Here is a 24266-nt window from a genome sequence, read left to right on the forward strand (position 1 = left end):
TCGTGGCTGTCCCGAAGCGCAAGATGTCCCGAGCCAACACCCGGGCCCGTCGCAGCCAGTGGAAGACCACTGTGCCCACCCTCATCACCTGCCCCAACCGCGCGTGCGGTGAGCAGAAGCTCCCGCACACCGCCTGCGCCGCGTGCGGCACGTACAACAACCGCCAGGTCACCGCGGTCTGACCGGCCGAGCGTCGGGGTGGTGACGGAGCAGCGGTCCGGGTGAAGCGCGAAGCCGGAGCAGCGACCGATCGTGGGCCCCTGCTGGACTCGCTCGGTGTGCAGCTCGACGCCGAGCTGCTGACGCTCGCCCTCACCCACCGCTCGTTCGCCTACGAGAACGGCGGACTGCCCACCAACGAGCGGCTCGAGTTCCTGGGTGACGCGGTGCTGGGGCTCGCGGTGACGGAGCGGCTCTACCGCTCGCACCCGGACTTCTCCGAGGGGGTGCTGGCCAAGATCCGCGCCAGCGTGGTGAACATGCACGCGCTGGCGGGGGTCGCTCGAGCCATCGGCGACGGGGGCCTCGGCGGGTACCTGCTCCTCGGGCGCGGCGAGGAGCTCACCGGGGGACGGGACAAGACGTCGATCCTCGCCGACGCGACGGAGTCCCTGCTGGGTGCGGTGTTCGTGGAGCACGGCATCGACGCGGCCCGTGGCGTGGTGGACCGCCTGTTCGCCGCCCTGCTGGCCGAGGGTCCGCTGCTCGGCGCCGGTCTGGACTGGAAGACGAGCCTGCAGGAGCTGACCTCCGAGCGCGGTCTCGGTGTCCCGGTCTACGAGGTGACCTCGGACGGACCCGACCACCTCAAGGAGTTCACCGCGCAGGTGCTCGTGGTGGGCGACTCGTTGGGCACCGGCACCGGCCGCAGCAAGAAGGAGGCTGAGCAGCAGGCGGCCTCCTCGGCGTGGCGTGCGCTCTCGGTGGGGAACCCCGGGACCGAGCCGGAGCTGGAGCCCGGGACCGAGTCGGGGTCCGAGCTGGGGCCCGGGACCGACGGGGGCGCACCGGCCGGTGCCTGAGCTCCCCGAGGTGGAGGTGGTGCGGCGCGGCCTGGCCGAGCACCTCCTCGGGCGGATCGTGACCTCCGTCGAGGTCCGTCACCCCCGCGCCGTGCGCCGCCACGTGGCCGGGGCGGACGACCTCGCCGCCCAGCTGACCGGCGCCAGGGTGCTCACGGCCGATCGCCGCGGGAAGTACCTGTGGCTGGAGGTGGAGGGCCCCGCGCAGCGCGACCGCACCGCCCTGGTGGTGCACCTGGGCATGAGCGGGCAGATGCTGGTGCAGCCGGCCGGGGCCCCCGACGAGAAGCACCTGCGCATCCGGGTGCGGCTGCGCCCGCACGACGGGGAGCCCGACGCCCCCGAGCTGCGGTTCGTGGACCAGCGGACCTTCGGGGGCTGGGCGGTGGAGCCGCTGGTGGAGGTGGACGGCGCGTGGCTGCCGCGCCCGGTGGCCCACATCGCCCGCGACCCCCTGGACCCCGCCTTCGACCTGGAGGCCGTGGTGACGGCACTGCGGAAGCGACGCACCGAGCTCAAGCGCGCGCTGCTGGACCAGACGCTGGTCTCCGGGATCGGCAACATCTACGCCGACGAGGCCCTGTGGCGGGCGCAGCTGCACGGCCGCCGCCCCACCGACGTGATCAGCCGGCCCCAGGTGCGCACCGTGATCGGGGCCGCCACCGAGGTGATGACCGCGGCCCTGGCCCAGGGCGGCACCAGCTTCGACGCGCTGTACGTCAACGTGAACGGCGCGTCGGGCTACTTCGACCGGTCCCTGGACGCCTACGGCCAGCAGGACCGCGCGTGCGCCCGCTGCGGCGCGGCGATCGTGCGGGAGCAGTTCATGAACCGCAGCTCGTTCAGCTGCCCGCACTGCCAGCCACCTCCGCGGCGCCGGCGCTGAGGTCGCGACGCCGTACCGCACACGGCAGGCTGCCCGGGTGACCCACGACGGCAGCGCCGACCGCCCGGACCACCGCGACGTCGTCGTCATCGGCGCCGGGACCGCCGGGCTCGCCGCTGCCGACCTGCTCAGCGGCGCGGGGCGCAGCGTCACCGTGCTCGAGGCCCGTGACCGTGTCGGCGGACGGGCCCACAGCGTCGGGACCCCGCACGGGCCGGTGGACCTGGGCGCCAGCTGGTTCTGGCCGGGCGAGGCTCGGGTCCGGTCCCTGCTGGAGGAGCTCGGCATCGGCACCTTCGCCCAGCACCTGGCCGGGGACGCGCTGTTCGAGCCCGTCGGCAGCGGGCCGCAGCGCCTCGCGGGCAACCCGATCGACGTTCCGTCGGGCCGCATCGTGCCCGGGGCCCAGGAGATGTGCCGCCGACTGGCCGGCCGGCTCCCGGCGGGCGCGCTCCGCCTCGAGGAGCCGGCCAGCGCCGTGACCCTGACCGGGCAGGGCGTCCGGGTCGAGCACCGCAGCGGGGTGCTCACCGCCGCGGACGTCGTCCTGGCGGTGCCCCCGCCCCTGGCGGTGGAGCAGATCCGCTTCGTCCCGGCGCTGCCCGAGGGGGTGCGCTCCGGCGCGGAGTCGATCGCGGTGTGGATGGGGAGCACGGTCAAGGCAGTGGCGGTGTTCGAGCGCCCCTTCTGGCGGGCTGTGGGGATGTCGGGATCGGCGATCAGCCACCAGGGTCCCTTCCAGGAGCTCCACGACCTTTGTGGTCCCGGCGGGGCCCCGGCGGCCCTGTTCGGCTTCGCCCCCGCGGACCGGTTCGCCGGCGTCGGCACCCCCGAGGTGGCTGCGGCGTTCGGTGCGCAGCTCGTCCGGCTGTTCGGTCCGGCGGCCGAGGACCCGCTGCACGTCCACGTCACCGACTGGAGCCGCGAGCGCTTCACCACGCCCCGGGCGCCGGCCCGGCACGCCACCTCCGCCGGCTTCGGCGCGCCCGAGCTCCAGGTCCCGGTGGGCGGGCGGATCCACTGGGCCTCCACCGAGAGCGCGACCACCCACGCCGGCCACCTCGAGGGTGCCCTCGGCGCGGGGACGGCGGCCGCGCGGGCGATCCTCCGCGCGCGGGCCTGACCGGGGACCGCGCCGATGGTGCGCTCTGGCCAGTACCGCGCATCGCGTGGTACGCGTTCACCGCGTCACACCGGAGCGGACCGCAGGGGTACGGATGGACACCACGCAGCTGCTCAAGGGGGTGCTCCACCTGGCCGTGCTGGCGGTGCTCGAGCGCGAGGACGGGTACGGCCACCAGGTGGTCCGTCGGCTGCGCGACGCCGGTCTGGAGGAGGTGGGAGACGCGTCGCTCTACGGCACGCTGCGGCGGCTGTTCAACGCGTGCTGACGTCCTACGTGGTGCCCAGCGACGAGGGCGGCGAGCAGGGGGTGGGAACGGGTGGTGGCAGCGCTGCCACCCGCCGTGCTCGAGCTGCTGCGGGCGCGGCGCCCCGCGTGGTGGGTGCTGCGTGCCGTGCTCGCCGCCGTGCTGGTGCTGGGCGCGATCCGCAGCCCCCCCGGGGTAGCCCGATGCCCCGTCACGGGACGACCACGGGGTGGGGCCCGCCGTGGCACCGTCGCTCGCGCACACCGAACGGGGGTGAGCGGTCGTGGGGAAGCCGGAAGCCGATCGGTGTGCGAGAACGACGGGCCGGGGCCGAGAACGACGGGCCGGGGCCGAGAACGACGGGCCGGGGCCCGGGGCCGGGCGGCGCCACGACCGGCCACGGCCCCGGGGTCCGCCCTCCGCGTCAAGAACGCGTCAAGGGCACGCGCCCGGGGTCAACGACGCGTCAGGGCCGACGCCAGGGTCCCGCGCCGCGGGCACAGTCGCCACGAACGCAGCGCCACGACCGGCGCTGTGCTGACATGGATGGGGTTCCGCACATGGCCGACCTGGCCTTCGTCCTGGTGGTGCTCGGTGGCTTCGGGGTGTGCGCGCTGGTGCTGCGCGCCCTGCAGGGCCGGTGACGGGCGTGGCGGAGAACATCGTCCTGCTGGTCATCGCCGCCGCCCTCGTGGTCTACCTGCTGGTGGCGCTGCTCGACCCCGAGAGGTTCTGATGAACGCCGCCCTGGCCGCCACCCTCCAGCTGGCGGCCGTCGTCGGCGTGCTCGCCCTGCTGTACGTCCCGCTCGGTGACCACATGGCGCGCGTGTTCACCTCTGCCCGGCACCTGCGCATCGAGTCCGGCTTCTACAGGGCGACCCGGATCAACCCGGACACCGACCAGACCTGGGGCGCCTACGCCGCGAGCGTGCTGGGCTTCTCCTTCGCCAGCATCGGGCTGCTGTACCTCCTCCAACGGGTGCAGGACCTGCTGCCGATGAACAACGGTCTCCCCGCGGTGAGCCCGGCGGTCGCGTTCAACACCGCGATCTCGTTCGTCACGAACACCAACTGGCAGTCCTACGCGGGCGAGTCGACGATGGCCAACCTCACCCAGATGATCGGGCTGACGGTGCAGAACTTCGTCTCCGCCGGGGTCGGTCTGGCCGTGGCGGTGGCGCTGGTGCGCGGCTTCCTCGGCACGGGCGGCGGACGCATCGGCAACTTCTGGTCCGACCTCGTCCGCGGGGTGACCCGGATCCTGCTGCCGCTGGCGTTCGTGGTCGCGCTGGTCCTGCTGACCCAGGGCGTCATCCAGTCCTTCCACACGAGCTTCGCCTCCACCGGCCTGGACGGCAGCGCCGCGGTGAACCCGTTGGCGCCGGTCGCCTCGCAGGAGGCGATCAAGGAGCTCGGCACCAACGGCGGTGGCATCTTCAACGCCAACTCCGCCCACCCCTTCGAGAACCCGACCCCGCTGAGCAACATCGTTGAGATCATCGCCCTCCTGCTGATCCCGGTCGCCCTCACGCGGACCTTCGGCACCATGGTCGGCGACAGGCGGCAGGGCTGCACGATCCTCGGCGTGATGACCTTCCTGTGGGCGGCGATCCTCACCGCCACCACCCTCGCCGAGTCCTCCGCCAGCGGCACCGCGGGCAGGCTCGCCGGCGCGATGATGGAGGGCAAGGAGGTGCGCTTCGGCATCCCCGGCTCCACGCTGTTCGCGGTCAGCACCACCGGGACGTCCACGGGTGCGGTCAACTCGATGCACGACAGCTACTCCGCCCTCGGGGGCGGCGCGCTGACCCTCAACATCCTGTTCGGCGAGATCGCGCCGGGCGGGGTGGGCACCGGTCTCTACGGGATCCTCGTGCTCGCCGTCATCGCCGTGTTCATCGGTGGCCTGCTCGTCGGGCGCACCCCGGAGTACCTGGGCTGCAAGATCGCCCGGCGCGAGATCACGATGGCTGCGCTCTCGGTGCTGGTCATGCCCGCGCTCGTGCTCATCGGCACCGCGGTCGCCGTGGCGCTGCCCAGCACCCTGAGCGCCCAGGGCAACAGCGGTGACCCGGGTTCCAACGGCTCGATCCACGGCTTCTCCGAGGTGCTCTACGCCTACGCCTCGGCGTCGAACAACAACGGCAGCGCGTTCGCCGGCATCACGGTCACCAGCGACTGGTTCCAGACCTCGCTCGCGATCTGCATGCTGCTCGGCCGGTTCCTGCCGATCCTGTTCACCCTCGCGCTGGCCGGCTCGCTGGCGGCCCAGCGCAAGATCCCGGCCACGGCCGGGACGCTACCCACCCACGGCCTGCTGTTCAGCGGGTTCCTGGTCGGGGTCGTCGTCCTGGTCGCTGCCCTCACCTTCTTCCCGGCGCTGGCGCTGGGCCCGATCGCCGAGGCACTCGCATGAGCAGCACCGCGCTGCAGGACGCACCTTCCCCCTCGTCCACGCCCACCGAGGGCAAGGTCGGCTCCGGGCTCTTCGACCCCCGCCAGCTGCTCACCTCGCTGCCCGGGGCGTTCCGCAAGCTTGACCCGCGCCACCAGGCCCGCAACCCGGTCATGTTCGTGGTGCTCGTCGGGTCCGCGCTCAGCACCGTGCTCGCGGTCAAGGACCCGTCGGTGTTCGCGTGGCTCATCGCCGCGTGGCTGTGGTTCACGGTGCTGTTCGCGAACCTGGCCGAGTCGGTCGCCGAGGGACGAGGCAAGGCCCAGGCGGCTACGCTGCGCGCCGCCAAGAAGGACACGATCGCCCGCCGCCTGGGCGAGGACGGCACCGAGACCGAGGTCCCCGGCACCGAGCTCACCCTGGGTGACCGCGTCGTCGTCGAGGCCGGCGGGACCATCCCCGGGGACGGCGACGTCGTCGAGGGCATCGCGACCGTGGACGAGTCCGCGATCACCGGGGAGTCGGCGCCCGTCATCCGCGAGTCCGGCGGTGACCGCTGCGCCGTCACGGGCGGCACCACCGTGCTGAGCGACCGGATCGTCATGCAGATCTCGTCGAAGCCGGGGGAGTCGTTCGTCGACCGGATGATCGCCCTGGTCGAGGGTGCGGCCCGGCAGAAGACGCCGAACGAGATCGCCCTGAACATCCTGCTCGCCTCGCTGACGATCGTCTTCCTGCTCGCCGTCGTGTCGATCGGCCCCATGGCCCTCTACGGCGGACGGGCCCAGGACCCGATCAAGCTGATCGCGCTGCTGGTCTGCCTCATCCCCACCACGATCGGTGCGCTGCTCTCGGCCATCGGCATCGCCGGGATGGATCGGCTGGTCCAGCGCAACGTGCTCGCCATGTCCGGACGTGCGGTGGAGGCGGCCGGCGACATCGACGTCCTGCTGATGGACAAGACCGGCACCATCACCTTCGGCAACCGGCGTGCCACCGCGCTGGTTCCGGTGGGCGGCGTGGAGCCGGCCGAGCTGGCCCGCGCCGCCCGCCTGTCGAGCCTGGCTGACGAGACCCCGGAGGGACGCAGCGTCATCGACCTCTGCGCCGCCGAGCACGGTCTTCCCTCCGAGGCCACCGCCCACGAGCTGCGGGCGGAGTTCGTCCCCTTCACCGCGCAGACCCGGATGAGCGGCCTCGACCTGCCAGGTATCGAGGTCCGCAAGGGTGCCAGTGGTTCGGTGATCGCCTGGGTCGTGGAGCACGGGGGCTCCACGGCTGCCGACGTCACCGGCGCGGTCACCACGATCAGCAACCGTGGCGGCACCCCGCTGGTGGTGGCGGAGAAGCACGGCTCCGGAGCGGCGCGCGTGCTGGGCGTCATCCAGCTCTCCGACGTGGTCAAGCCCGGCATCGCCGAGCGGTTCGCCGAGCTGCGCGAGATGGGCATCCGCACCGTCATGGTCACCGGGGACAACCCGCTGACCGCCGCGGCGATCGCCGCCGAGGCCGGGGTGGACGACGTCCTCTCCGAGGCCACGCCCGAGGACAAGCTCGCCCTGATCCGCACGGAGCAGGAGGGTGGCCGGCTGGTCGCCATGACCGGGGACGGCACCAACGACGCCCCGGCGCTGGCCCAGGCCGACGTGGGCGTGGCCATGAACACCGGTACCTCCGCGGCCAAGGAGGCCGCCAACATGGTCGACCTGGACTCCGACCCCACCAAGCTCATCGAGGTCGTCCAGATCGGCAAGCAGCTGCTCATCACCCGCGGCGCGCTCACCACGTTCTCCCTGGCCAACGACCTCGCGAAGTACTTCGCGATCCTGCCGGCGCTGTTCAGCGGTGTGTACCCGGCGCTGGGCTCGCTGAACATCATGCGGCTCTCCAGCCCCGAGTCGGCGATCCTCTCGGCCGTCATCTTCAACGCCCTCGTCATCGTCGGGCTCATCCCGCTCGCGCTGAAGGGGGTGCGCTACCGACCCACCACGGCCGCGAAGATGCTGCAGCGCAACATCACCGTCTACGGCCTCGGCGGTGTGGTGGTGCCCTTCGCCGGCATCTACGTCATCGACCTCCTCGTCCGCCTCATCCCCGGGATCGGCTGAACACCATGCGCTTCGCCTCCTCGCTCCTGCGCCAGACCGGAGCCGGCCTCCGCGTCCTGCTCCTGCTCACCGTCATCACCGGGCTGGTCTACCCGGCCCTCGTGTGGGGGGTCAGCCGGATCGGCTCCAGCTCCGCCGAGGGCTCCCCGCTCACCGACGCCTCCGGCTGCGTCGTCGGCAGCGCGCTGCTCGGCGTCGACCCGCAGGTGGTGGCCGGTGCTCCCGACCCGTACTTCCACCTCCGCGTCAAGGGCGACCCCACCGCCACCGACCCCACCGCGGCGGCCACCGCCCCCGGCGACCCGGCCTCCAGCGGGGGCAGCAACCAGGGCCCGAACGACGAGACGCTGGCGGCGGACATCGTGATCCGGCGCCAGGTGGTCGCCGACCGCGAGGGCGTCGACCCCGCCCGGGTTCCGGTGGACGCCGTGACGGGCTCCGGCTCGGGCCTCGACCCCCAGATCAGCCCGGCCTACGCGCGGATCCAGGTCGCCCGGGTCGCTCGCGAGAACGACACGACCACCGCCGCGGTGACCGCCCTGGTCGCCGAGCACACCGACGGCCGCCAGCTCGGGTTCCTCGGCCAGGAGCGGGTGGACGTGCCGGCCCTCAACGTCGCGCTGGGGCTCACCGCCCCCCGCTGCGCCGGGTCCTGAGCCGGGAGCCCCGCACGGAGGATGATGACGGCATGAAGGAGAGGTCGGGTGGCCGGGCTCGCGGGGAGCTGCGCATCTACCTGGGCGCCGCCCCCGGGGTCGGCAAGACCTTCGCCATGCTCGGGGAGGCCCAGCGGCGCGCCGAGCGCGGCTGCGACGTCGTCGTCGCCCTCGTGGAGACCCACGGCCGCGAGCGCACCGCGCAGGCCATGGGCGACCTGGAGGTGCTGCCCCGCAGGGTGGTCGACCACCGGGGCGCGGCGCTGGAGGAGATGGACCTCGACGCCGTGCTGTCCCGGCGGCCGGACGTGGCCCTGGTCGACGAGCTCGCCCACACCAACGCCCCCGGCGCGCGCCACGAGAAGCGCTGGCAGGACGTCGAGGAGCTGCTCGCCGCTGGCATCGACGTGCTCTCCACCGTCAACGTGCAGCACCTGGAGAGCCTCAACGACGTGGTCCTCCAGATCACCGGGGTGGTGCAGCAGGAGACGGTGCCGGACGAGGTGGTGCGTCGCGCGGAGCAGGTGGAGCTGGTCGACATCACCCCGGAGGCGCTGCGCCGCAGGCTCTCCCATGGCAACGTCTACAAGCCCGAGCGGGTCGACGCGGCGCTGAGCAACTACTTCCGCGCCGGCAACCTGACCGCGCTTCGCGAGCTGGCGCTGCTCTGGGTGGCCGACCAGGTCGATGCGGCGCTGGCCACCTACCGCGCGGACAACGCGATCACCGACACCTGGGAGGCCCGCGAGCGGGTGGTGGTGTCGGTGACCGGGGGTCCGGAGTCGGAGACCCTGGTGCGCCGGGCCAAGCGGATCGCCTCCCGCGCCGGTGGCGAGCTGGTGGTGGTGCACGTCGTCCGGGGCGACGGGATCGCCGGGACATCCCCGGCCGCCATGCTCCGGGTCCGCACGCTGGCCGAGGGCATGGGCGCGAGCGTGCACAGCGTGGTCGGCGACGACGTGCCGAGCACCCTGCTGGAGTTCGCCCGCAGCGTGAACGCCACCCAGCTCGTGCTCGGCACCTCACGACGCTCCCGCTGGGCGCGGATGGTGGACGAGGGCATCGGCGCGACCGTGGTCCGCGACTCCGGACCGGTCGACGTGCACATGGTGACCCACTCCGAGTCGAACACGCGGCGGATCCGGCTGCAGCACTTCACCTCGTCGCGGCACCGGCTGCTCAGCTGGGTGGCCGCGGTGGTGGTTCCGGCGCTGGCCACCGTGGTGCTCGCCCTGCTCGGGCGGTTCCTCGACTTCAGCAGCCAGGGCGTGCTGTTCTTCCTCGTGGTGCTCGGGGTGGCGCTGCTCGGCGGGGTGGGACCGTCGGTGGTGGCGGCCCTGGTCTCGGCCGGGCTGCTGAACTACTTCTTCACGGAGCCGCGCTACAGCTTCACCATCGCCGAGCGCGACAACGTGGTCACCCTGGTCGTCCTCATGGTGGTGGCCGTCGCGGTGGCGCTGCTGGTGGACACCTCCGCCCGCCGGGCCCGCGACGCCCGCAGCGCCTCCCGCGAGGCCGAGCTGCTCGCCCTGTTCGCCTCCTACGTGCTGCGCGGGGCCGACCTGCCCGCGCTGCTGGACAAGCTGTGCGCCACCTACGGCCAGGACGCGGCGAGCCTGCTGCGGCGCAACGGCTCCACGGGACCGCTGCGCGTCGCCGTCGGGGTGGGTGCGAACCCGCCCGAGTCGGAGGAGGACGGCGACACGGTGTGCGAGGTGGCCGAGGGGGAGTTCGCCCTGGTGCTGTCGGGTCCGGAGCTCACCGCCCGCGACCGCCGGGTGCTCCGCGCCGTGGCCTACCAGTCGGTGGGCCTGCTGCGTCAGGAGGAGCTCGCCGCCGAGGCCGCCGGGGCCGTGGCGCTCGCCGAGGCCGACGACCTGCGCCGCGCGCTGCTCTCGGCCGTGAGCCACGACCTGCGCACCCCGCTGGCCGCGGTCAAGGCCGGGGTGTCCAGCCTGCGCAGCCCGGACGTCGAGTTCTCCCCCGAGGACACCGCCGAGCTCCTCGCCGGGGTGGAGGAGTCCACCGACCAGCTCAGCGCGCTGGTGGCGAACCTGCTCGACTCGTCGAGGCTGGCCGCCGGCGTGGTACGGCCGCAGGTGCGCGAGGTGTCCTGCGAGGAGGTGGTGCACCGCGCCCTCGTCGGGGTGCCCCAGCACGAGCGGGTGCACGTGGACCTCACGTCGGTCGCCGAGCCGCTCCCGACGGTGCTCGCGGACCCCGGGCTGCTGGAGCGGGTGCTGGCGAACCTGCTGGCCAACGCCCTGCAGCACGCTCCCCTCGCCGATGTCCGGGTGTCGGTGGCCGAGCAGGCCGGACGGGTGTCGATCCGGGTGGCGGACACGGGGCCCGGGCTCCCGCGCGGCGGCGTGGACCGGGTGTTCGAGCCGTTCCAGCGACTGGGTGACCGCGACAACTCCACCGGCGTGGGCCTGGGGCTCGCGGTGGTCAAGGGGTTCACCGAGGCGATGGGCGGCACCGTGACCGCGGAGGACACCCCCGGAGGCGGTCTGACCATGGTCGTCGAGCTGCCGAGCGCGCCGAGGGCCACGGCCGTTCCCGTGGTCCGCGAGGAGGTGCCGGCGTGACCCGGGTGCTCGTGGTCGACGACGAGCCGCAGATCCTGCGGGCCCTGCGCATCAACCTCTCCGCCCGCGGCTACGAGGTGACGACGGCCGTGGACGGGGCCTCGGCGCTGCGGGCCGCGGCCGAGCGCAACCCGGAGGTCGTGGTCCTCGACCTCGGGCTGCCGGACATGGACGGCACCGAGGTGCTCGCCGGGATCCGCGGCTGGAGCACGGTCCCGGTGATCGTGCTCAGCGCCCGCACCGACTCCGCCGACAAGGTCGACGCCCTGGACGCCGGGGCCGACGACTACGTGACCAAGCCGTTCGGGATGGACGAGCTGCTCGCGAGGCTGCGTGCGGCCGTGCGGCGCGGGGCCGCCGCCACCGAGGAGGACCTCCCGGTGGTGGAGACCGCCTCGTTCACGGTGGACCTGGCCGCCAAGAAGGTGGTCCGCGGCGGGGCCGAGGTGCACCTGACGCCCACGGAGTGGGGGATGCTGGAGGTGCTCGTGCGCCACCGCGGCAAGCTCGTCGGGCAGAAGGCCCTGCTCCAGGAGGTGTGGGGACCGGCCTACGCCACCGAGACGCACTACCTGCGGGTGTACCTGGCCCAGCTGCGTCGCAAGCTCGAGCCCGAGCCCGCCCGTCCGCGCCACCTGCTGACCGAGGCCGGGATGGGCTACCGCTTCCAGGTCTGATCCGGGTCCGGCTACCGTGCGGACATGGACCCCGTCGAGGACCCCGCCGCCGCCGACGAGCCGGGAGCGGTCCTGGAGCCGGACCGCTGGTGGACCCGCGTCCTGGTGCCCGAGCCCCGTCCGTGGCCCCGCTCGTTCGGGTGGCTGGCGCGGGCGGACGCGTCGTCGGCGCTGCTCGTGTGGTATCCGGGGGAGCCCGGCGACGCCGAGCTCCCGATGCTGCCCGAGCTCAGTCCGCGGATCGAGGTGGAGCTCGTCCGTCCCGGCTCGGCCGGCCAGGAGGGTGGCGACCTGGACGTGCTCGTGGGGGAGCTCCGGCTGCCGGGCGTGCTCGGTCGGGCCCGGCACGGCTGGAGCGCGACGCTGCTCGTGCCGGGCGCGGAGCTCGACGGTGGCAGCGACCTCGCGGTGACGGTCCGGGCGGCGGGCGTGCCCGCCCCGCTCCAGCTGCGGCTCGAGGCGGCCCCGGTGACGGACGTGCTCGAGGGTCGTCGCCACCTGCTCTCGAGGGTGCAGCAGCTCTCCTGAGGGGCAGAGAGGGGCATCGTCGGACGAACCGGGCGGACCGGGTGGAAACCTCCTGACCGGGAGGAACACGGCGACGAGACACCGTGGGCCCGATCGGTGGCGGCGCTACGGTCTCCCCTGCGCGGACGCCACCGGGGGTCCGCCGGAAGGGGGCTCGACGTGAGCGGCGGTCAGCAGGAGGCGGCCACGGGTCGGCGGGGTGGCGGTTCTCCGGCGGCCCGGACGCCGCCGTTGCCGGTGGTCGACCGCGAGGTCCTCGAGCGGGCTCGGGCCCACCTCCGGGCGGTGGCGGTGGCGAAGGGCCCGGCCGCGCGGTTGGTGGCCGGGGCGTCCCCGGCCGGGTTGCGCAGCGTCGTGACGGGTCTGCGGCAGCTGCCCGTGGTCGAGGCACACCTCAGCGAGCAGCCGGCCGGCCTGGAGCTGCGCTCGTGGTTCGCCAACGGCCGGCGTGCGCTCCCGGTCGACCGGCTGGCCGTTGCGGTGCTGCCGCTGCCCCCGGAGCACACCGCGTACCTGGCCGGGCGCCAGCGCCAGGCGCTGCGCACGAACGTCCGTCGCTCGGAGCAGGCCGGGGTGGTCTGCGCGGACGTGTTCGACGCGGCTGAACGGCACCGGTGCGTCGAGCACGTCGTCAGCACGCGCGGCGACGGTGACCCCCAGGGGGTGCTGGGGCGCGAGACCCGGCCAGGGCTGCACCGGTGGGTCTCGGTCGCCTACGACGCGACGGGTGATCCCGTGGCCTTCCACGAAGCGGTGGTCGACGTCTCCTGGGCCGGGGTGGGCGCGTTCCTGACGGCCAGGACGGGCGGTGCCACCCACGACGCGCGCTACCAGCTCCACGTGCACGCGGTGCGCCGGCTGATCTCGGCCGGCATCGGCCACCTGGTCGTGAGCGGGTTCAGCCTGCTGGCACCGCCCGGGATCCGCTACTTCCAGGAGCGCACGGGGTTCCAGCCCGTCCGCCTGCGGCTGCGAGGGCCCGAGCACTGACGCTCGACGCGGCTGCAGCTCAGGCCCTGCGCGCGGCCCGTACCGCGTCGGGCACCACGCCGTCGGCGTCCACCGGTGTCCAGCCCTGACCGGGCTCCCACTGCGAGCCGCACCCCGCGCAGGCGAACAGCTCGCCCCCGGCGCGGCTGCGCCGCCAGGAGCACAGCGAGCGGCACGGGTTCACCACGAGGTCGACGGAGGCCACGGGCAGGCATGATGCCGCACGTGGGAGACAGCTGCCGTCTCACCGCCTGGGTCCACGGTGACGTCCAGGGGGTCGGCTTCCGGTGGTGGACGCGCTCACGCGCCCTGGAGCTCGGGCTCGTGGGCACCGCGACCAACACCGCGGACGGCCGGGTCCTCGTGGTCGCCGAAGGGGAGCGTGCACGGTGCGAGGCGCTGCTGGCCGCACTGCGCGGCGGGGGCGCCCCTGGCCGCGTCGACCTGGTGGTGGACGGCTGGGACCTGCCGCGGGGTGCGCTCACCGGGTTCACCGAGCGGTAGCGAGCCGGGGTGCGGCCGGTAGGTTCAGCGGCTGTGCACCTGAAGAGCCTGACGCTGAAGGGCTTCAAGTCCTTCGCCTCGGCGACCACGCTGCGCTTCGAGCCGGGCATCACGTGCGTGGTGGGGCCGAACGGCTCCGGCAAGTCCAACGTGGTCGACGCGCTCACCTGGGTGATGGGGGAGCAGGGGGCCAAGGCGCTGCGCGGCGGCAAGATGGAGGACGTCATCTTCGCCGGCACCGCCGGCCGCGCACCGCTGGGGCGGGCCGAGGTCACCCTCACCATCGACAACGCCGACGGCGCGCTGGCCATCGAGCACGCCGAGGTGTCCATCACCCGGCGGATGTTCCGCGACGGGGCCAGCGAGTACGAGATCAACGGCGCGGGCTGCCGGCTCATGGACGTCCAGGAGCTGCTCAGCGACTCCGGGATCGGTCGCGAGATGCACGTCATCGTCGGGCAGGGCCGCCTGGCCGGGATCCTGGAGTCGCGCCCGGAGGACCGCCGCGCCTTCATCGAGGAGGCCGCCGGGGTGCTCAAGCACCGCAAGCGCAAGGAGAAGGCGCTCCGCAAGCTCGACTCGATGCAGGCCAACCTGGCGCGGCTGGCCGACCTCACCACCGAGCTCCGCCGCCAGCTCAAGCCGCTGGGGCGCCAGGCCGAGGTGGCCCGCCGTGCGCAGACCGTCCAGGCCGACCTCCGGGACGCCCGTCTGCGCCTGGCCGCCGACGACCTGGTCACGCGTCGCGCCGAGCTCGCCACCCAGCAGGCCGACGAGACCACTTCCCGGGCCGAGCAGGAACGGGCTCAGGCTGCCCTCGCCGCCGCCGAGGCCGCGCTGGCGCAGGGGGAGGCGGCCGTGGCCGAGCTGGCGCCGGCCGCCCACGCCGGCCAGGACACCTGGTTCCGGCTCTCGGCGCTGTCCGAGCGCGTCGGGGCCACCACCCGGGTGGCCGCGGAGCGGGCCCGGCACCTCGGTGCTCCGGCCGGGCCGGAGCGCCACGGCCGCGACCCGGCCGAGCTCGACGCCGAGGCCGAGCGCTCCGCCGCCCTGGAGGCCGAGCTCGCCACCGCAGTCGAGGTCACCCGGGCCGCCCTCGGCGGCGCCCAGGCCCACCGCGCCGAGCTGGAGCGGATCCTGACTGCGGCCGAGCGCGAGCACCTGGCTGCCGTGCGGGCCGTCGCCGACCGGCGTGAGGGCTTGGCCCGCCTCTCCGGCCAGGTCGACACGCTGCGCTCGCGCACCGAGTCCCGCGCCGCGGAGGTCGAGAGGTTGTCGGCGGCGGTGGCCGAGGCGCGCGAGCGGGGCGCGGCCGCCCAGGAGAAGTTCGACAGCGTGCAGGCGCAGGTGGGGGCGCTGGACGAGGGCGAGGTGGACCTCGACGACACCCACGAGCAGGCCGTGGCTGCACACGGGGCGGCCCGGGCGCGGGTGGTCGAGCTCGTGGCCGCCGAGCGCTCGGCCGAGCAGGAGGTGGCATCGGGCCGCGCCAGGGTCGAGGCGCTCTCGGTCGGTCTCACCCGCCGCGACGGGGCCGCCTGGCTGCTGGAGCACGGCAGCACCGGGCTCGTGGGGGCCGCCGCGCAGCTGCTCCAGGTGGAGCCTGGGTTCGAGGTGGCCGTGGCCGCGGCGCTAGGTCCGGCCGCGGACGCCGTGGTGGTGGACGGGCCGGCCGCGGCGCTCGGGTCGCTGCGGGCGCTCAAGAGCGGTGACGGTGGGCGGGCCGGCCTGCTGCTGCAGGGCGCCGCGGCGACCGTGGCGCGGCCCGAGCTCCCGGGCGGGGCTCGGTGGGCGGCCGAGCTCGTCACGTGCGCGCCCGCCCTCCGCGGAGCCGTGGACGGGGTGCTGGCCGACGTGGCGGTGGTGGACGACCTGGCCGCGGCGTCCGCGCTGGTGGCGGCGCGGCCGGGGCTGCGCGCGGTCACCCCGGACGGTGACCTGCTGGGCGAGGGCTGGGCGGCCGGTGGCTCCGACCGGGCCCCGTCGACCCTGGAGGTGCAGGCCTCGGTCAACGAGGCCGTGGCCGCCCTCGCCTCGGCCGAGCAGCGGGCCCACGGCCTCGACGCCGCGCTGCGGTCCGCGCGCGAGGAGGAGACGGCGCGGGCCGGTGCGGCCGGGCGGGCGCTGGCGGCGCTCAACGCCTCCGACGCCGCGCTGGCGGCCGTGGCCGAGCAGCTCGGTGGCCTGGGCCAGGCCGTGCGCTCGGCCTCCGCGGAGGTGGCGCGGCTCAGCGCCCAGCGTGCCGAGCTGGAGGAGCGCCGGGACACCGACGTGGCCGCGCTGGAGGACCTCGTCGACCGCCTCGGGCGGGTGCAGGCGGAACCCGGTGAGCACGAGCCCAGCACGGACGCCCGCGACGCCGCGGCCACCGAGCTCACCGCGGCCCGCGCCGTGGAGGTGGAGGCCCGCCTGGAGCAGCGCACCGCCGAGGAGCGCGCCGGGGCCCAGCGGGGGCGCGCGGAGGGCCTGCGGCGGGCCGCGGCCACCGAGCGGGAGGCCCGGGCCCGCGCCGAGGTCGCGCAGCGCGCCCGTGCGCACGCCGCGGCGGTGGCGGCTGCCGTCGTCACCGGGGGCGAGCGCACCCAGGCCCGCCTGCAGGAGGTGCTGGTCCTGGCCACGGCGGAGCGTGACGCGGTGGCCGCCCGGCGCGCGGCCGCCGACGCCGGGCTCGCCGGGGCCCGCGCGCAGGTCCAGGGGCTGCGCCAGCAGGTGGCCACCCTCACCGACACGGTGCACCGCGACGAGGTGGCCCGCACCCAGGCCGCCGTGCGCACCGAGCAGCTCGAGCAGAGCATCGGCGAGCGGCTCGGGATCTCCCTGGACGAGCTGGTGTCCGAGTTCGGCCCGGACGTGCCGCTGCCGCCCAGCGCTGTCGAGGTGGACGAGTACGAGACCGCCCGCGAGCGCGGCGAGCAGGTCACCGCACCGGCTCCGCTGCCCTTCGAGCGGGCCGCGCAGCAGCGCCGCGCAGCGGCCGCGGAGAAGGACCTCGCCCTGCTCGGGCGGGTGAACCCGCTGGCCCTGGAGGAGTTCGCCGCGCTGGAGGAGCGCCACACGTTCCTGGCCACCCAGCTGCAGGACGTCAAGGACACCCGGCGCGACCTGCTCGGCGTGGTCGCCGACGTGGACGCCCGCATCCTGGAGGTCTTCACCGCCGCCTACACCGACGTGGCCCGCGAGTTCGGGGCCGTGTTCGAGACCTTGTTCCCCGGGGGTGAGGGCCGCCTGGTGCTCACCGACCCCGACGACATGCTCACCACCGGGATCGAGGTCGAGGCACGTCCGCCGGGCAAGAAGGTCAAGCGCCTCTCGCTGCTCTCCGGGGGCGAGAAGTCCCTCACCGCAGTGGCCATGCTCGTGGCGATCTTCCGGGCGCGTCCGTCGCCGTTCTACGTGATGGACGAGGTGGAGGCTGCGCTGGACGACACCAACCTGCAGCGTCTGATCACCCTGTTCACCCAGCTGCGGGAGAAGAGCCAGCTCATCGTCATCACCCACCAAAAGGCGACGATGGAGGTGGCCGACGCCCTCTACGGGGTGAGCATGCGGGGCGACGGCATCACCACGGTCATCTCCCAGCGCCTGCGTGGCCAGGACCTCGGAACCCCGCCCGTGGTCGTGGACGTGGGACCGGACCGGCCCTAGCCGTCCTGGCCGGTCACACCGCGCAGGAGTCGCCCTCGCACCCGGGCGCCGCGCCGCCGGCCGGTGTCACCAGGGTCAGCGGGCTGCGCTCGGACCACGCCTGCTCCAGCGCCTGCAGGACGGTGTCGGCCGGCTGCGCCCCGGAGATCCCGTACTTGCCCTCGATGACGAAGAACGGCACCCCGCTGATGCCGTACGCGTGGGCCTGGTCCTCGTCGGCCCGGACGTCGGCCGCGAACTCGTCGGAGCCGAGGACGGCCTCCACCCGCTCCTGCGGGAGCCCGACCTCGAGCGCCAGGCTGCGGAGGGCCTCGTGGTCCGAGGCGGGCGAACCCTCGGTGAACGTGGCCCGGTCGAGACGCTCCTTGAGGGTGTCCTGCAGCCCGTGCTCCTTGGCCAGGTGCAGCAGCCGGTGCGCGTCGAAGGTGTTGCCCGGCCTCGCCAGGTCGAAGCGGAAGTCCAGGCCCTCCTCGGCGGCCGCCGCCGTCATCGTGTCGATCATCCCCTGGGCCTGCTCCGACGAGCTGCCGTACTTCTTCGCCAACCTCGCGACGTAGGACCCCTGCTGGGCGTCGCTGGGCCCGGCCGTCGGGTCCAGCTCGAAGCTGCGCCACACCAGCTCCACGTCCTCGGCGTGGGCGAAGCGGGCCAGCGCCGCCTCGAAGCGCCGCTTGCCGATGTAGCACCACGGGCAGACGACGTCGGACCAGATCTCGACCTTCATGCTCATGCCCGTGCCAACGCACGGGGCCGTCCGGGGCTTCCCGGCCGGCCCCCGCCGCACCCAGGACGTGGACGGGAGCACCACGGTGCCGGCGTCGTCGACGACCTCGAAACCGTCGGCGGCGGTGCGCAGGACCGAGGAGCTCCGGCCCGTGCGCCTGGTCCGCGGCCCGGACCCCGGGGTCCCCGGACAGTGCCGGGAGCGGGGTCTCGGTGGAGGTCACCCCAGCACCTGCGCACCCCGGGCCAGGAACGTCCACCCCGGCCGGCTGCGAGGATGGAGCGGTGACCACTGCCCTCTGGATCGTCCTCGCCGTCGTGCTCGTCCTGGCCGTGGCCCTCGCTGTCGGTCTCCTGCTGCGCCGTCGTCGCCGGGTCAGCCTCCACGCACCCACCACGCCGGCCGTCCCGCAGGGCTACCAGGCCGGGGGCGGGTTCAGCTTCAGCCAGGGGGGCGTCACGACCCCGGCTCCGCCCGTGCCCCTCACCCCGACGCCCCCGGTGGAGCGCACGGTCACCCCGACGCCCCCGGTGGAGCGCACGGTCACCCCGATGCCCCCGGTGGAGCGCACCGAGACCGACGGACAGCCCGGGGTGGGGGACGACGCCGCCGTCCCCCGCGACTCGCCCCAGCGTGGAATGGTCGATGTAGGCCTGCCCGAGGTCGACGACGAGCCGCCCACCCCCGCGGCCGTGCGCACCCCGCAGCCCCCCGCCCCGCCGGTGGTCGCCCTGCCCCCCGAGGTGCCCGCCGCCGACGAGGTGGCTCCGGAGCAGCCGGCCCCGGAGCCGCTCGCCGCTCCGCGGGACGAGATCGAGCCCACCGCAGGTCGGCTCGACCGGCTCCGCGGACGCCTCTCCCGCTCCCAGTCCGCCGTGGGTCAGAGCCTGCTCGGGCTGCTCGGCGCCGGCGACCTCGACGAGGACTCCTGGGAAGAGGTCGAGGACACCCTGCTCGTGGCCGACCTCGGCTCCGCCACCACCACCGCCGTCGTCACCCGGCTGCGCGAGGAGATCGCCCTGCGCAACGTGCGGACCTCCGAGCAGGCCCGGGCGCTGCTGCGCGAGGTCCTCGTGGCCGAGCTGCACCCGGAGATGGACCGCTCCATCGCCGCGCTGCCGCACGACGACCACCCGTCGGTGCTGCTCGTGGTCGGGGTCAACGGCACCGGCAAGACCACCACCACCGGCAAGCTCGCGCGGGTGCTGGTGGCCGACGGCCGACGCGTCCTGCTGGGTGCGGCCGACACCTTCCGCGCCGCCGCGGCCGAGCAGCTGCAGACCTGGGGTGAGCGGGCGGGTGCGGAGGTGGTGCGCGGCAAGGAGGGCGGCGACCCCGCCGCCGTGGCGTTCGACGCCGTCAGCCGCGGGACCGCCGACGGCGTCGACGTCGTGCTCATCGACACCGCGGGCCGGCTGCACACCAAGACCGGGCTGATGGACGAGCTGGGCAAGGTCAAGCGCGTGGTGGAGAAGAAGGCCGCCGTCGACGAGGTGCTGCTGGTGCTGGACGCGACCACCGGGCAGAACGGGCTCACCCAGGCCCGGGTGTTCTCCGAGGTCGTCCAGATCACGGGTGTGGTGCTGACCAAGCTGGACGGGACGGCCAAGGGCGGCATCGTCTTCCAGGTCCAGCGCGAGCTGGGCGTGCCCGTGAAGCTCGTCGGTCTCGGCGAGGGTCCGGACGACCTCGCCCCCTTCGAGCCGGGAGCCTTCATCGACGCGCTGCTGGGCTGAGCCGCTCGTGCGCGCCGCCGCCGGGTGACGTGGTGCGCACGCACGGGTCACGCGGTCGTAACACGGTCCGAGGGTTCGTTCACCTCGGCGAAACGACCGTGCGCCCTGGGCGAAACACGCAGTGCGGACCCTTCTCCCCGAGACGACGGCCACGGTCCCCCCGGCCGCGGCTGGACAGAGGAGGAGGCTCCACGTGGATTTCCCACTCATCGGTGCAGCGGACACGGGCGACACCGCCTGGATGTTGGCCAGCGCCGCACTGGTGCTGCTCATGACGCCGGGACTCGCGTTCTTCTACGGCGGCATGGTGCGCGCCAAGGGCGTGCTGAACATGATGATGATGAGCCTGTCCGCCATGGGCGTGGTGGGCCTGCTCTGGGTGCTGTTCGGGTTCTCGGTGGCCTTCGGCGAGGACAAGGGCAACTTCTTCGGCGACCCGACCCAGTACCTCGGCCTCAAGGGCCTGATCGGCGGCACGTACCTCGCCACGGCCGCGGTGCCGGCCGCTGACGGCGCCCCCGCCGTCGACGCCGTCGCCTCCGCCATCCCGCTCGCGGGCACCATCCCCGCTACCGTGTTCGTGGCCTTCCAGGCGATGTTCGCCATCATCACGGTGGCCCTGATCTCCGGCGCCATCGCCGACCGCATGCGCTTCGGCCCGTGGCTCGTCTTCGCCGGGCTGTGGGCGACCATCGTGTACTTCCCGGTGGCGCACTGGGTCTTCGCCTTCGACGGCGTCACCGCCACGGACGGCGGCTGGATCGCGACGAAGCTGAAGGCCATCGACTTCGCCGGCGGCACCGCGGTGCACATCAACGCGGGCGCCGCCGGGCTCGTCCTGGCGATCGTCCTCGGCAAGCGCCGCGGCTGGCCCAAGGAGCCGATGCGCCCGCACAACCTGCCCTTCGTCATGCTCGGAGCCGGTCTGCTGTGGTTCGGCTGGTACGGCTTCAACGCGGGCTCGGCCATCGGGTCCAACGGCATCGCCGGGGCCACGTTCATCACCACCACGGTGGCGACCTGCGCGGCCATGCTCGCCTGGCTGCTCACCGAGCGGCTGCGCGACGGTCACGCCACCAGCCTCGGCGCCGCGTCCGGGATCGTGGCCGGCCTGGTCGCCATCACCCCGTCCTGCTCGTCGGTGAACGTCTGGGGCGCCCTCGTCATCGGGGTGGTCGCCGGCGTCCTGTGCGCCCTGGCCGTGGGCCTGAAGTACCGCTTCGGCTTCGACGACTCGCTCGACGTCGTGGGGGTGCACCTCGTCGGCGGCATCATCGGCACCTTGATGGTCGGTCTCGTCGCGACGAAGGACGCCCCGGCCGCCGTCGACGGTCTGTTCTACGGCGGAGGTGTCGACCAGCTGTGGCGCCAGGCGGTGGGGGCCGGTGCGGTGCTGACCTACTCCCTCGTGGGTACTACCGTCATCGCCCTCGCCCTGAAGCACACGATCGGGCTGCGGCTCGACGACGAGTCGGAGGCCATGGGCATCGACGAGGCGGAACACGCCGAGACGGCGTACGACTTCGCCACCCTCGGTTCGCTCGGCCGCGGAGCCAGCTCGCACACCAGCAGCCACGCGCCGGCGGCAGCGCCCGCCGGCCGGGAAGGATGACCGACGTGAAGCTCATCACCGCCATCGTCAAGCCGTTCACCCTGGAGGACGTCAAGACCGCCCTCGAGCAGATGGGCGTGCTCGGCATGACCGTCAGCGAGGTCCAGGGATACGGACGCCAGAAGGGCCACACCGAGGTCTACCGCGGCGCCGAGTACTCGGTGGACTTCGTGCCCAAGGTGCGTGTCGAGGTCGTCGTCGACGAGTCAGTGGCGGACAAGGTGGTCGACGCCATCGTCGAGGCCGCACGGACGGGCAAGATCGGCGACGGCAAGGTCTGGGTGTCCCCGGTGGAGACCATCGTGCGCGTCCGCACGGGCGAGAGGGGAACGGATGCGCTCTGACCCCCCCGGGTCCGACGCGCCCGACCACTCGGGTGCGCCGTCGTCGGCTGAGCGATCAGCCGGGGACGGCGTGCCGGCCGTCGTCGGTCCGGGCACGGCGGCGGCCGACCTCGTGCGAGCTCGCACGCTGCTGCTGGAGTCCGGTGGCCGGGGCCGGGGCCGGGGCGGCGAGAAGCGGCTGGACGCCGAGTCCCTGCGCGACGCCCTCGTCGACCTCCACGAGTTCTGGCTGGGCACCCGTGCGCTGGAGCTCGGCATCACCGCCGGCAGCGGCATGGCCATCGTGGCCGTGGGGGGGCTCGGGCGTCGCGAGCTCCTGCCGCACTCCGACCTCGACCTGGTCCTGCTGCACGACGGCAAGCAGGGCTCCGGCCTGTCCGAGACCGCCGACGCCCTCTGGTACCCGCTGTGGGACGCCCACATCAAGCTCGACCACAGCGTGCGCACGCCCGACCAGGCCGTGAAGGTCGCCGCCGCGGACCTGACCGCTGCGCTCGGGCTGCTCGAGGCTCGGCACATCGCGGGAGACGCGGCGCTGTCCAGCACCCTCGTCACGGCCGTCCGGGCGCAGTGGCGCGCGCAGATCCGCGGCCGCTTCGACGAGCTCGCGGACCAGGCGGCCGACCGGTGGAGGCGCAGCGGGGAGATCGCCCACCGCATCGAGCCCGATCTCAAGCACGGCCGGGGTGGCCTGCGCGACCTGCAGCTGCTGGACGCGCTGGCCGCCGCCCAGCTCACCGACCGGATGCCCGGGTTCAGCCCGGACTCGCCCGGGGGCGGGCTCCCGGGCGCCCACAAGCACCTGCTGGACGTGCGCACCGAGCTGCACCGCGCCGCCGGTCGCGCGCGGGACGTGCTGCGGGCGCAGGACGCCGACGAGATCGGCGACGCGCTGCGACTGGGCGACCGGTTCGACCTCGCCCGGGTGCTGAGCGACTCCGCGCGGACCGTCAGCTACTCCGTCGACGTCGGCCTGCGCACCGCGCGCGCCGCCCTGCCCAAGCGCACCCTCTCCGCGCTGCGGCGCGGTCCGGTGCGCCGCCCGCTGGACGAGGGCGTCGTCGAGCACGCCGGCGAGGTGGTGCTGGCCCGGGACGCGCAGCCGGCGAGGGACCCGGCCCTGGTGCTGCGGGTGGCTGCCGCGTCGGCGCGCACCGGCCTCCCCATGTCCGCCGCCACGCTGGCCCGGCTGGCCGAGGCCGCCCCCGAGCTGCGCGAGCCGTGGCCGCGCGAGGCGCTCGACGAGCTGCTGGCCCTGCTGGGATCCGGTCGCCGGCTCATCGATGCCGTGGAGGCGCTGGACCGCACCGGGTTGTGGGGGCGCCTGCTGCCGGAGTGGGGTGCGGTGCGCGACCTCCCCCCGCGCGACGCCGCCCACACCTGGACCGTGGACCGCCACCTCGTCGAGGCCTGCGCCCACGCGGGCGCCCTCACCACCCGGGTGTCGCGACCGGACCTGCTGGTGCTCGGTGCGCTCGTGCACGACATCGGGAAGGGTCGGGGCGGGGACCACAGCGTCGTCGGCGCCGAGCTCGCCACCCAGATCGGCAACCGCCTGGGCCTGTGGCCCAGCGACGTGGCCCTGCTCAGCGCGATGGTGCGCCACCACCTGCTGCTGCCCGAGACGGCGACGCGTCGCGACCTCGACGATCCGGAGACCGTCGCGCGCGTGGTCGAGGCCGTCGGCGGGGACACGGTGCTGCTCGAGCTGCTGCACGCCCTGGCCGAGGCCGACTCGCTGGCCACCGGGCCCGGTGTGTGGGGGGACTGGAAGTCCTCGCTCATCAGCCAGCTCGTGATCCGGTGCCGCCTGCTCACCGCGGGGGAGGCCCTGCCCGGCCCGGAGGAGGTGGACCCCGCGCACCGTGCCCTGGCGGCCGACGGTGGGCTGCACGTGGAGCTCGCCCCGGGCACCGCGCGCGCGCCGATGACCGTGACGGTGATCGCCCCGGACGTTCCCGGGCTGCTCTCCCGGGCCGCGGGGGTGCTGGCGCTGCACTCCCTGCAGGTGCACTCCGCGTCGGTGCGCAGCCACGCGGGCTCGGCGGTCGACTCGTTCGTGGTCTCGCCGCGGTTCGGCGAGCCCCCGTCCGCCGCGCTGCTCCGCCAGGACCTGGGTCGCTCGCTGGCCGGGGAGCTCGACCTCGGCAGGCGGTTGGCCGAGAAGGAGAAGGCGTACGGCGAGAACGCGGTGCGCGAGCAGCGGGAGGGCCTCGCCCCGCCGCGCGTGCTGTGGGTGGAGGACTCGACCACCGCGTCGGTGGTGCTCGAGCTGCGGGCGGCCGACCGCACCGGGCTGCTGCACAGGGTGGCCGGGGCGCTCGAGGCGCAGGGTGCCACGGTCCGCTGGGCCCGGGTGGTCACCCTGGGTGCGTCGGTGGTGGACGTGTTCGCGCTGGACCTCGGCGGTCCGGCGACCCGGGCCCGGCGGCGCCAGCTCGAGGCCGCGGTGCTGGCCACGGTCGGCGGGGACTGACCG

General features: G+C 74.3%; 21 protein-coding genes. 19 read left to right on the forward strand and 2 right to left on the reverse strand.

Features of this window, described 5'->3' with window-relative positions; all coding sequences use genetic code 11:
• Nucleotides 1-2 precede the first annotated feature (2 nt).
• From rpmF to RHODO2019_RS04450, 13 genes are all read left to right on the forward strand, one after another.
• A complete protein-coding gene (rpmF, locus tag RHODO2019_RS04390; RefSeq protein ID WP_265383801.1) occupies nt 3-182 on the forward strand; it encodes a 50S ribosomal protein L32 in 180 nt (59 codons plus the stop codon).
• Between the two features lie 39 nt (nt 183-221).
• Nucleotides 222-1022, forward strand: a complete 801-nt coding sequence (gene rnc, locus RHODO2019_RS04395) for a ribonuclease III (RefSeq protein WP_265383802.1) — start codon at nt 222-224, stop codon at nt 1020-1022.
• Nucleotides 1015-1908, forward strand: a complete 894-nt coding sequence (gene mutM / locus RHODO2019_RS04400; protein WP_265383803.1) for a bifunctional DNA-formamidopyrimidine glycosylase/DNA-(apurinic or apyrimidinic site) lyase — start codon at nt 1015-1017, stop codon at nt 1906-1908. Before rnc ends, mutM begins: the two co-directional genes overlap by 8 nt.
• A 37-nt stretch (nt 1909-1945) precedes the next feature.
• Nucleotides 1946-3031, forward strand: coding sequence for a flavin monoamine oxidase family protein (locus RHODO2019_RS04405; RefSeq protein WP_265383804.1), 1086 nt, complete (start codon nt 1946-1948; stop codon nt 3029-3031).
• Between the two features lie 94 nt (nt 3032-3125).
• Nucleotides 3126-3299, forward strand: a complete 174-nt coding sequence (locus RHODO2019_RS04410; RefSeq protein WP_265383805.1) for a PadR family transcriptional regulator — start codon at nt 3126-3128, stop codon at nt 3297-3299.
• Between the two features lie 619 nt (nt 3300-3918).
• Nucleotides 3919-4014 (forward strand): K(+)-transporting ATPase subunit F, encoded by a 96-nt coding sequence (kdpF, locus tag RHODO2019_RS04415; protein WP_265383806.1) that lies wholly within the window; start codon nt 3919-3921, stop codon nt 4012-4014.
• Complete coding sequence (gene kdpA / locus RHODO2019_RS04420; protein WP_265383807.1) at nt 4014-5696, forward strand: potassium-transporting ATPase subunit KdpA; 1683 nt, start codon at nt 4014-4016, stop codon at nt 5694-5696. Before kdpF ends, kdpA begins: the two co-directional genes overlap by 1 nt.
• Nucleotides 5693-7783: a potassium-transporting ATPase subunit KdpB gene (gene kdpB / locus RHODO2019_RS04425; protein WP_265383808.1), complete on the forward strand. Its 2091-nt coding sequence runs from the start codon at nt 5693-5695 to the stop codon at nt 7781-7783. Before kdpA ends, kdpB begins: the two co-directional genes overlap by 4 nt.
• Nucleotides 7784-7788: 5 nt before the next feature.
• The gene (locus RHODO2019_RS04430; RefSeq protein ID WP_265383809.1) at nt 7789-8439 is read left to right on the forward strand and encodes a potassium-transporting ATPase subunit C; all 651 of its coding nucleotides are present in this window, start codon (nt 7789-7791) and stop codon (nt 8437-8439) included.
• A gap of 32 nt (nt 8440-8471) precedes the next feature.
• Nucleotides 8472-11027, forward strand: coding sequence for a sensor histidine kinase (locus RHODO2019_RS04435; RefSeq protein WP_265383810.1), 2556 nt, complete (start codon nt 8472-8474; stop codon nt 11025-11027).
• A complete protein-coding gene (locus tag RHODO2019_RS04440) occupies nt 11024-11704 on the forward strand; it encodes a response regulator (protein WP_265383811.1) in 681 nt (226 codons plus the stop codon). Before RHODO2019_RS04435 ends, RHODO2019_RS04440 begins: the two co-directional genes overlap by 4 nt.
• Before the next feature lie 24 nt (nt 11705-11728).
• Nucleotides 11729-12232, forward strand: a complete 504-nt coding sequence (locus tag RHODO2019_RS04445; protein WP_265383812.1) for a hypothetical protein — start codon at nt 11729-11731, stop codon at nt 12230-12232.
• A 159-nt stretch (nt 12233-12391) separates the two neighbouring features.
• Nucleotides 12392-13222, forward strand: a complete 831-nt coding sequence (locus tag RHODO2019_RS04450; protein ID WP_265383813.1) for a hypothetical protein — start codon at nt 12392-12394, stop codon at nt 13220-13222.
• 19 nt (nt 13223-13241) lie between these two features.
• Here the strand turns inward: RHODO2019_RS04450 and RHODO2019_RS04455 are convergent, their stop codons facing one another.
• Nucleotides 13242-13427 carry a hypothetical protein gene (locus RHODO2019_RS04455; RefSeq protein WP_265383814.1) on the reverse strand — a complete coding sequence of 62 codons (186 nt, stop codon included), beginning with the start codon at nt 13425-13427 and terminating at the stop codon, nt 13242-13244.
• Between the two features lie 11 nt (nt 13428-13438).
• On the opposite strand from RHODO2019_RS04455, the gene RHODO2019_RS04460 reads away from it, so the two are divergent.
• Nucleotides 13439-13726: an acylphosphatase gene (locus tag RHODO2019_RS04460; protein ID WP_265384618.1), complete on the forward strand. Its 288-nt coding sequence runs from the start codon at nt 13439-13441 to the stop codon at nt 13724-13726.
• Nucleotides 13727-13759: 33 nt separating this feature from the next.
• Entirely contained in the window at nt 13760-17371 is a 3612-nt protein-coding gene (gene smc, locus RHODO2019_RS04465) for a chromosome segregation protein SMC (protein WP_265383815.1), read from the forward strand.
• Between the two features lie 13 nt (nt 17372-17384).
• Here the strand turns inward: smc and RHODO2019_RS04470 are convergent, their stop codons facing one another.
• Nucleotides 17385-18095 (reverse strand): DsbA family oxidoreductase, encoded by a 711-nt coding sequence (locus tag RHODO2019_RS04470; RefSeq protein WP_265383816.1) that lies wholly within the window; start codon nt 18093-18095, stop codon nt 17385-17387.
• A gap of 284 nt (nt 18096-18379) precedes the next feature.
• On the opposite strand from RHODO2019_RS04470, the gene ftsY reads away from it, so the two are divergent.
• From ftsY to RHODO2019_RS04490, 4 genes are all read left to right on the forward strand, one after another.
• Nucleotides 18380-19831: a signal recognition particle-docking protein FtsY gene (ftsY, locus tag RHODO2019_RS04475; RefSeq protein WP_265383817.1), complete on the forward strand. Its 1452-nt coding sequence runs from the start codon at nt 18380-18382 to the stop codon at nt 19829-19831.
• Nucleotides 19832-20072: 241 nt separating this feature from the next.
• Nucleotides 20073-21443 (forward strand): ammonium transporter, encoded by a 1371-nt coding sequence (locus RHODO2019_RS04480; RefSeq protein ID WP_435532199.1) that lies wholly within the window; start codon nt 20073-20075, stop codon nt 21441-21443.
• Nucleotides 21444-21448: 5 nt separating this feature from the next.
• Nucleotides 21449-21787, forward strand: coding sequence for a P-II family nitrogen regulator (locus RHODO2019_RS04485; RefSeq protein ID WP_265383819.1), 339 nt, complete (start codon nt 21449-21451; stop codon nt 21785-21787).
• Nucleotides 21777-24263 (forward strand): [protein-PII] uridylyltransferase, encoded by a 2487-nt coding sequence (locus RHODO2019_RS04490; protein WP_265383820.1) that lies wholly within the window; start codon nt 21777-21779, stop codon nt 24261-24263. The genes RHODO2019_RS04485 and RHODO2019_RS04490 overlap by 11 nt, the downstream gene beginning before the upstream one ends.
• The last annotated feature ends 3 nt before the right edge of the window (nt 24264-24266 follow it).

The sequence above is a fragment of the Rhodococcus antarcticus genome, from assembly GCF_026153295.1.
Taxonomy (GTDB): Bacteria; Actinomycetota; Actinomycetes; order Mycobacteriales; family Mycobacteriaceae; genus Rhodococcus_D; species Rhodococcus_D antarcticus.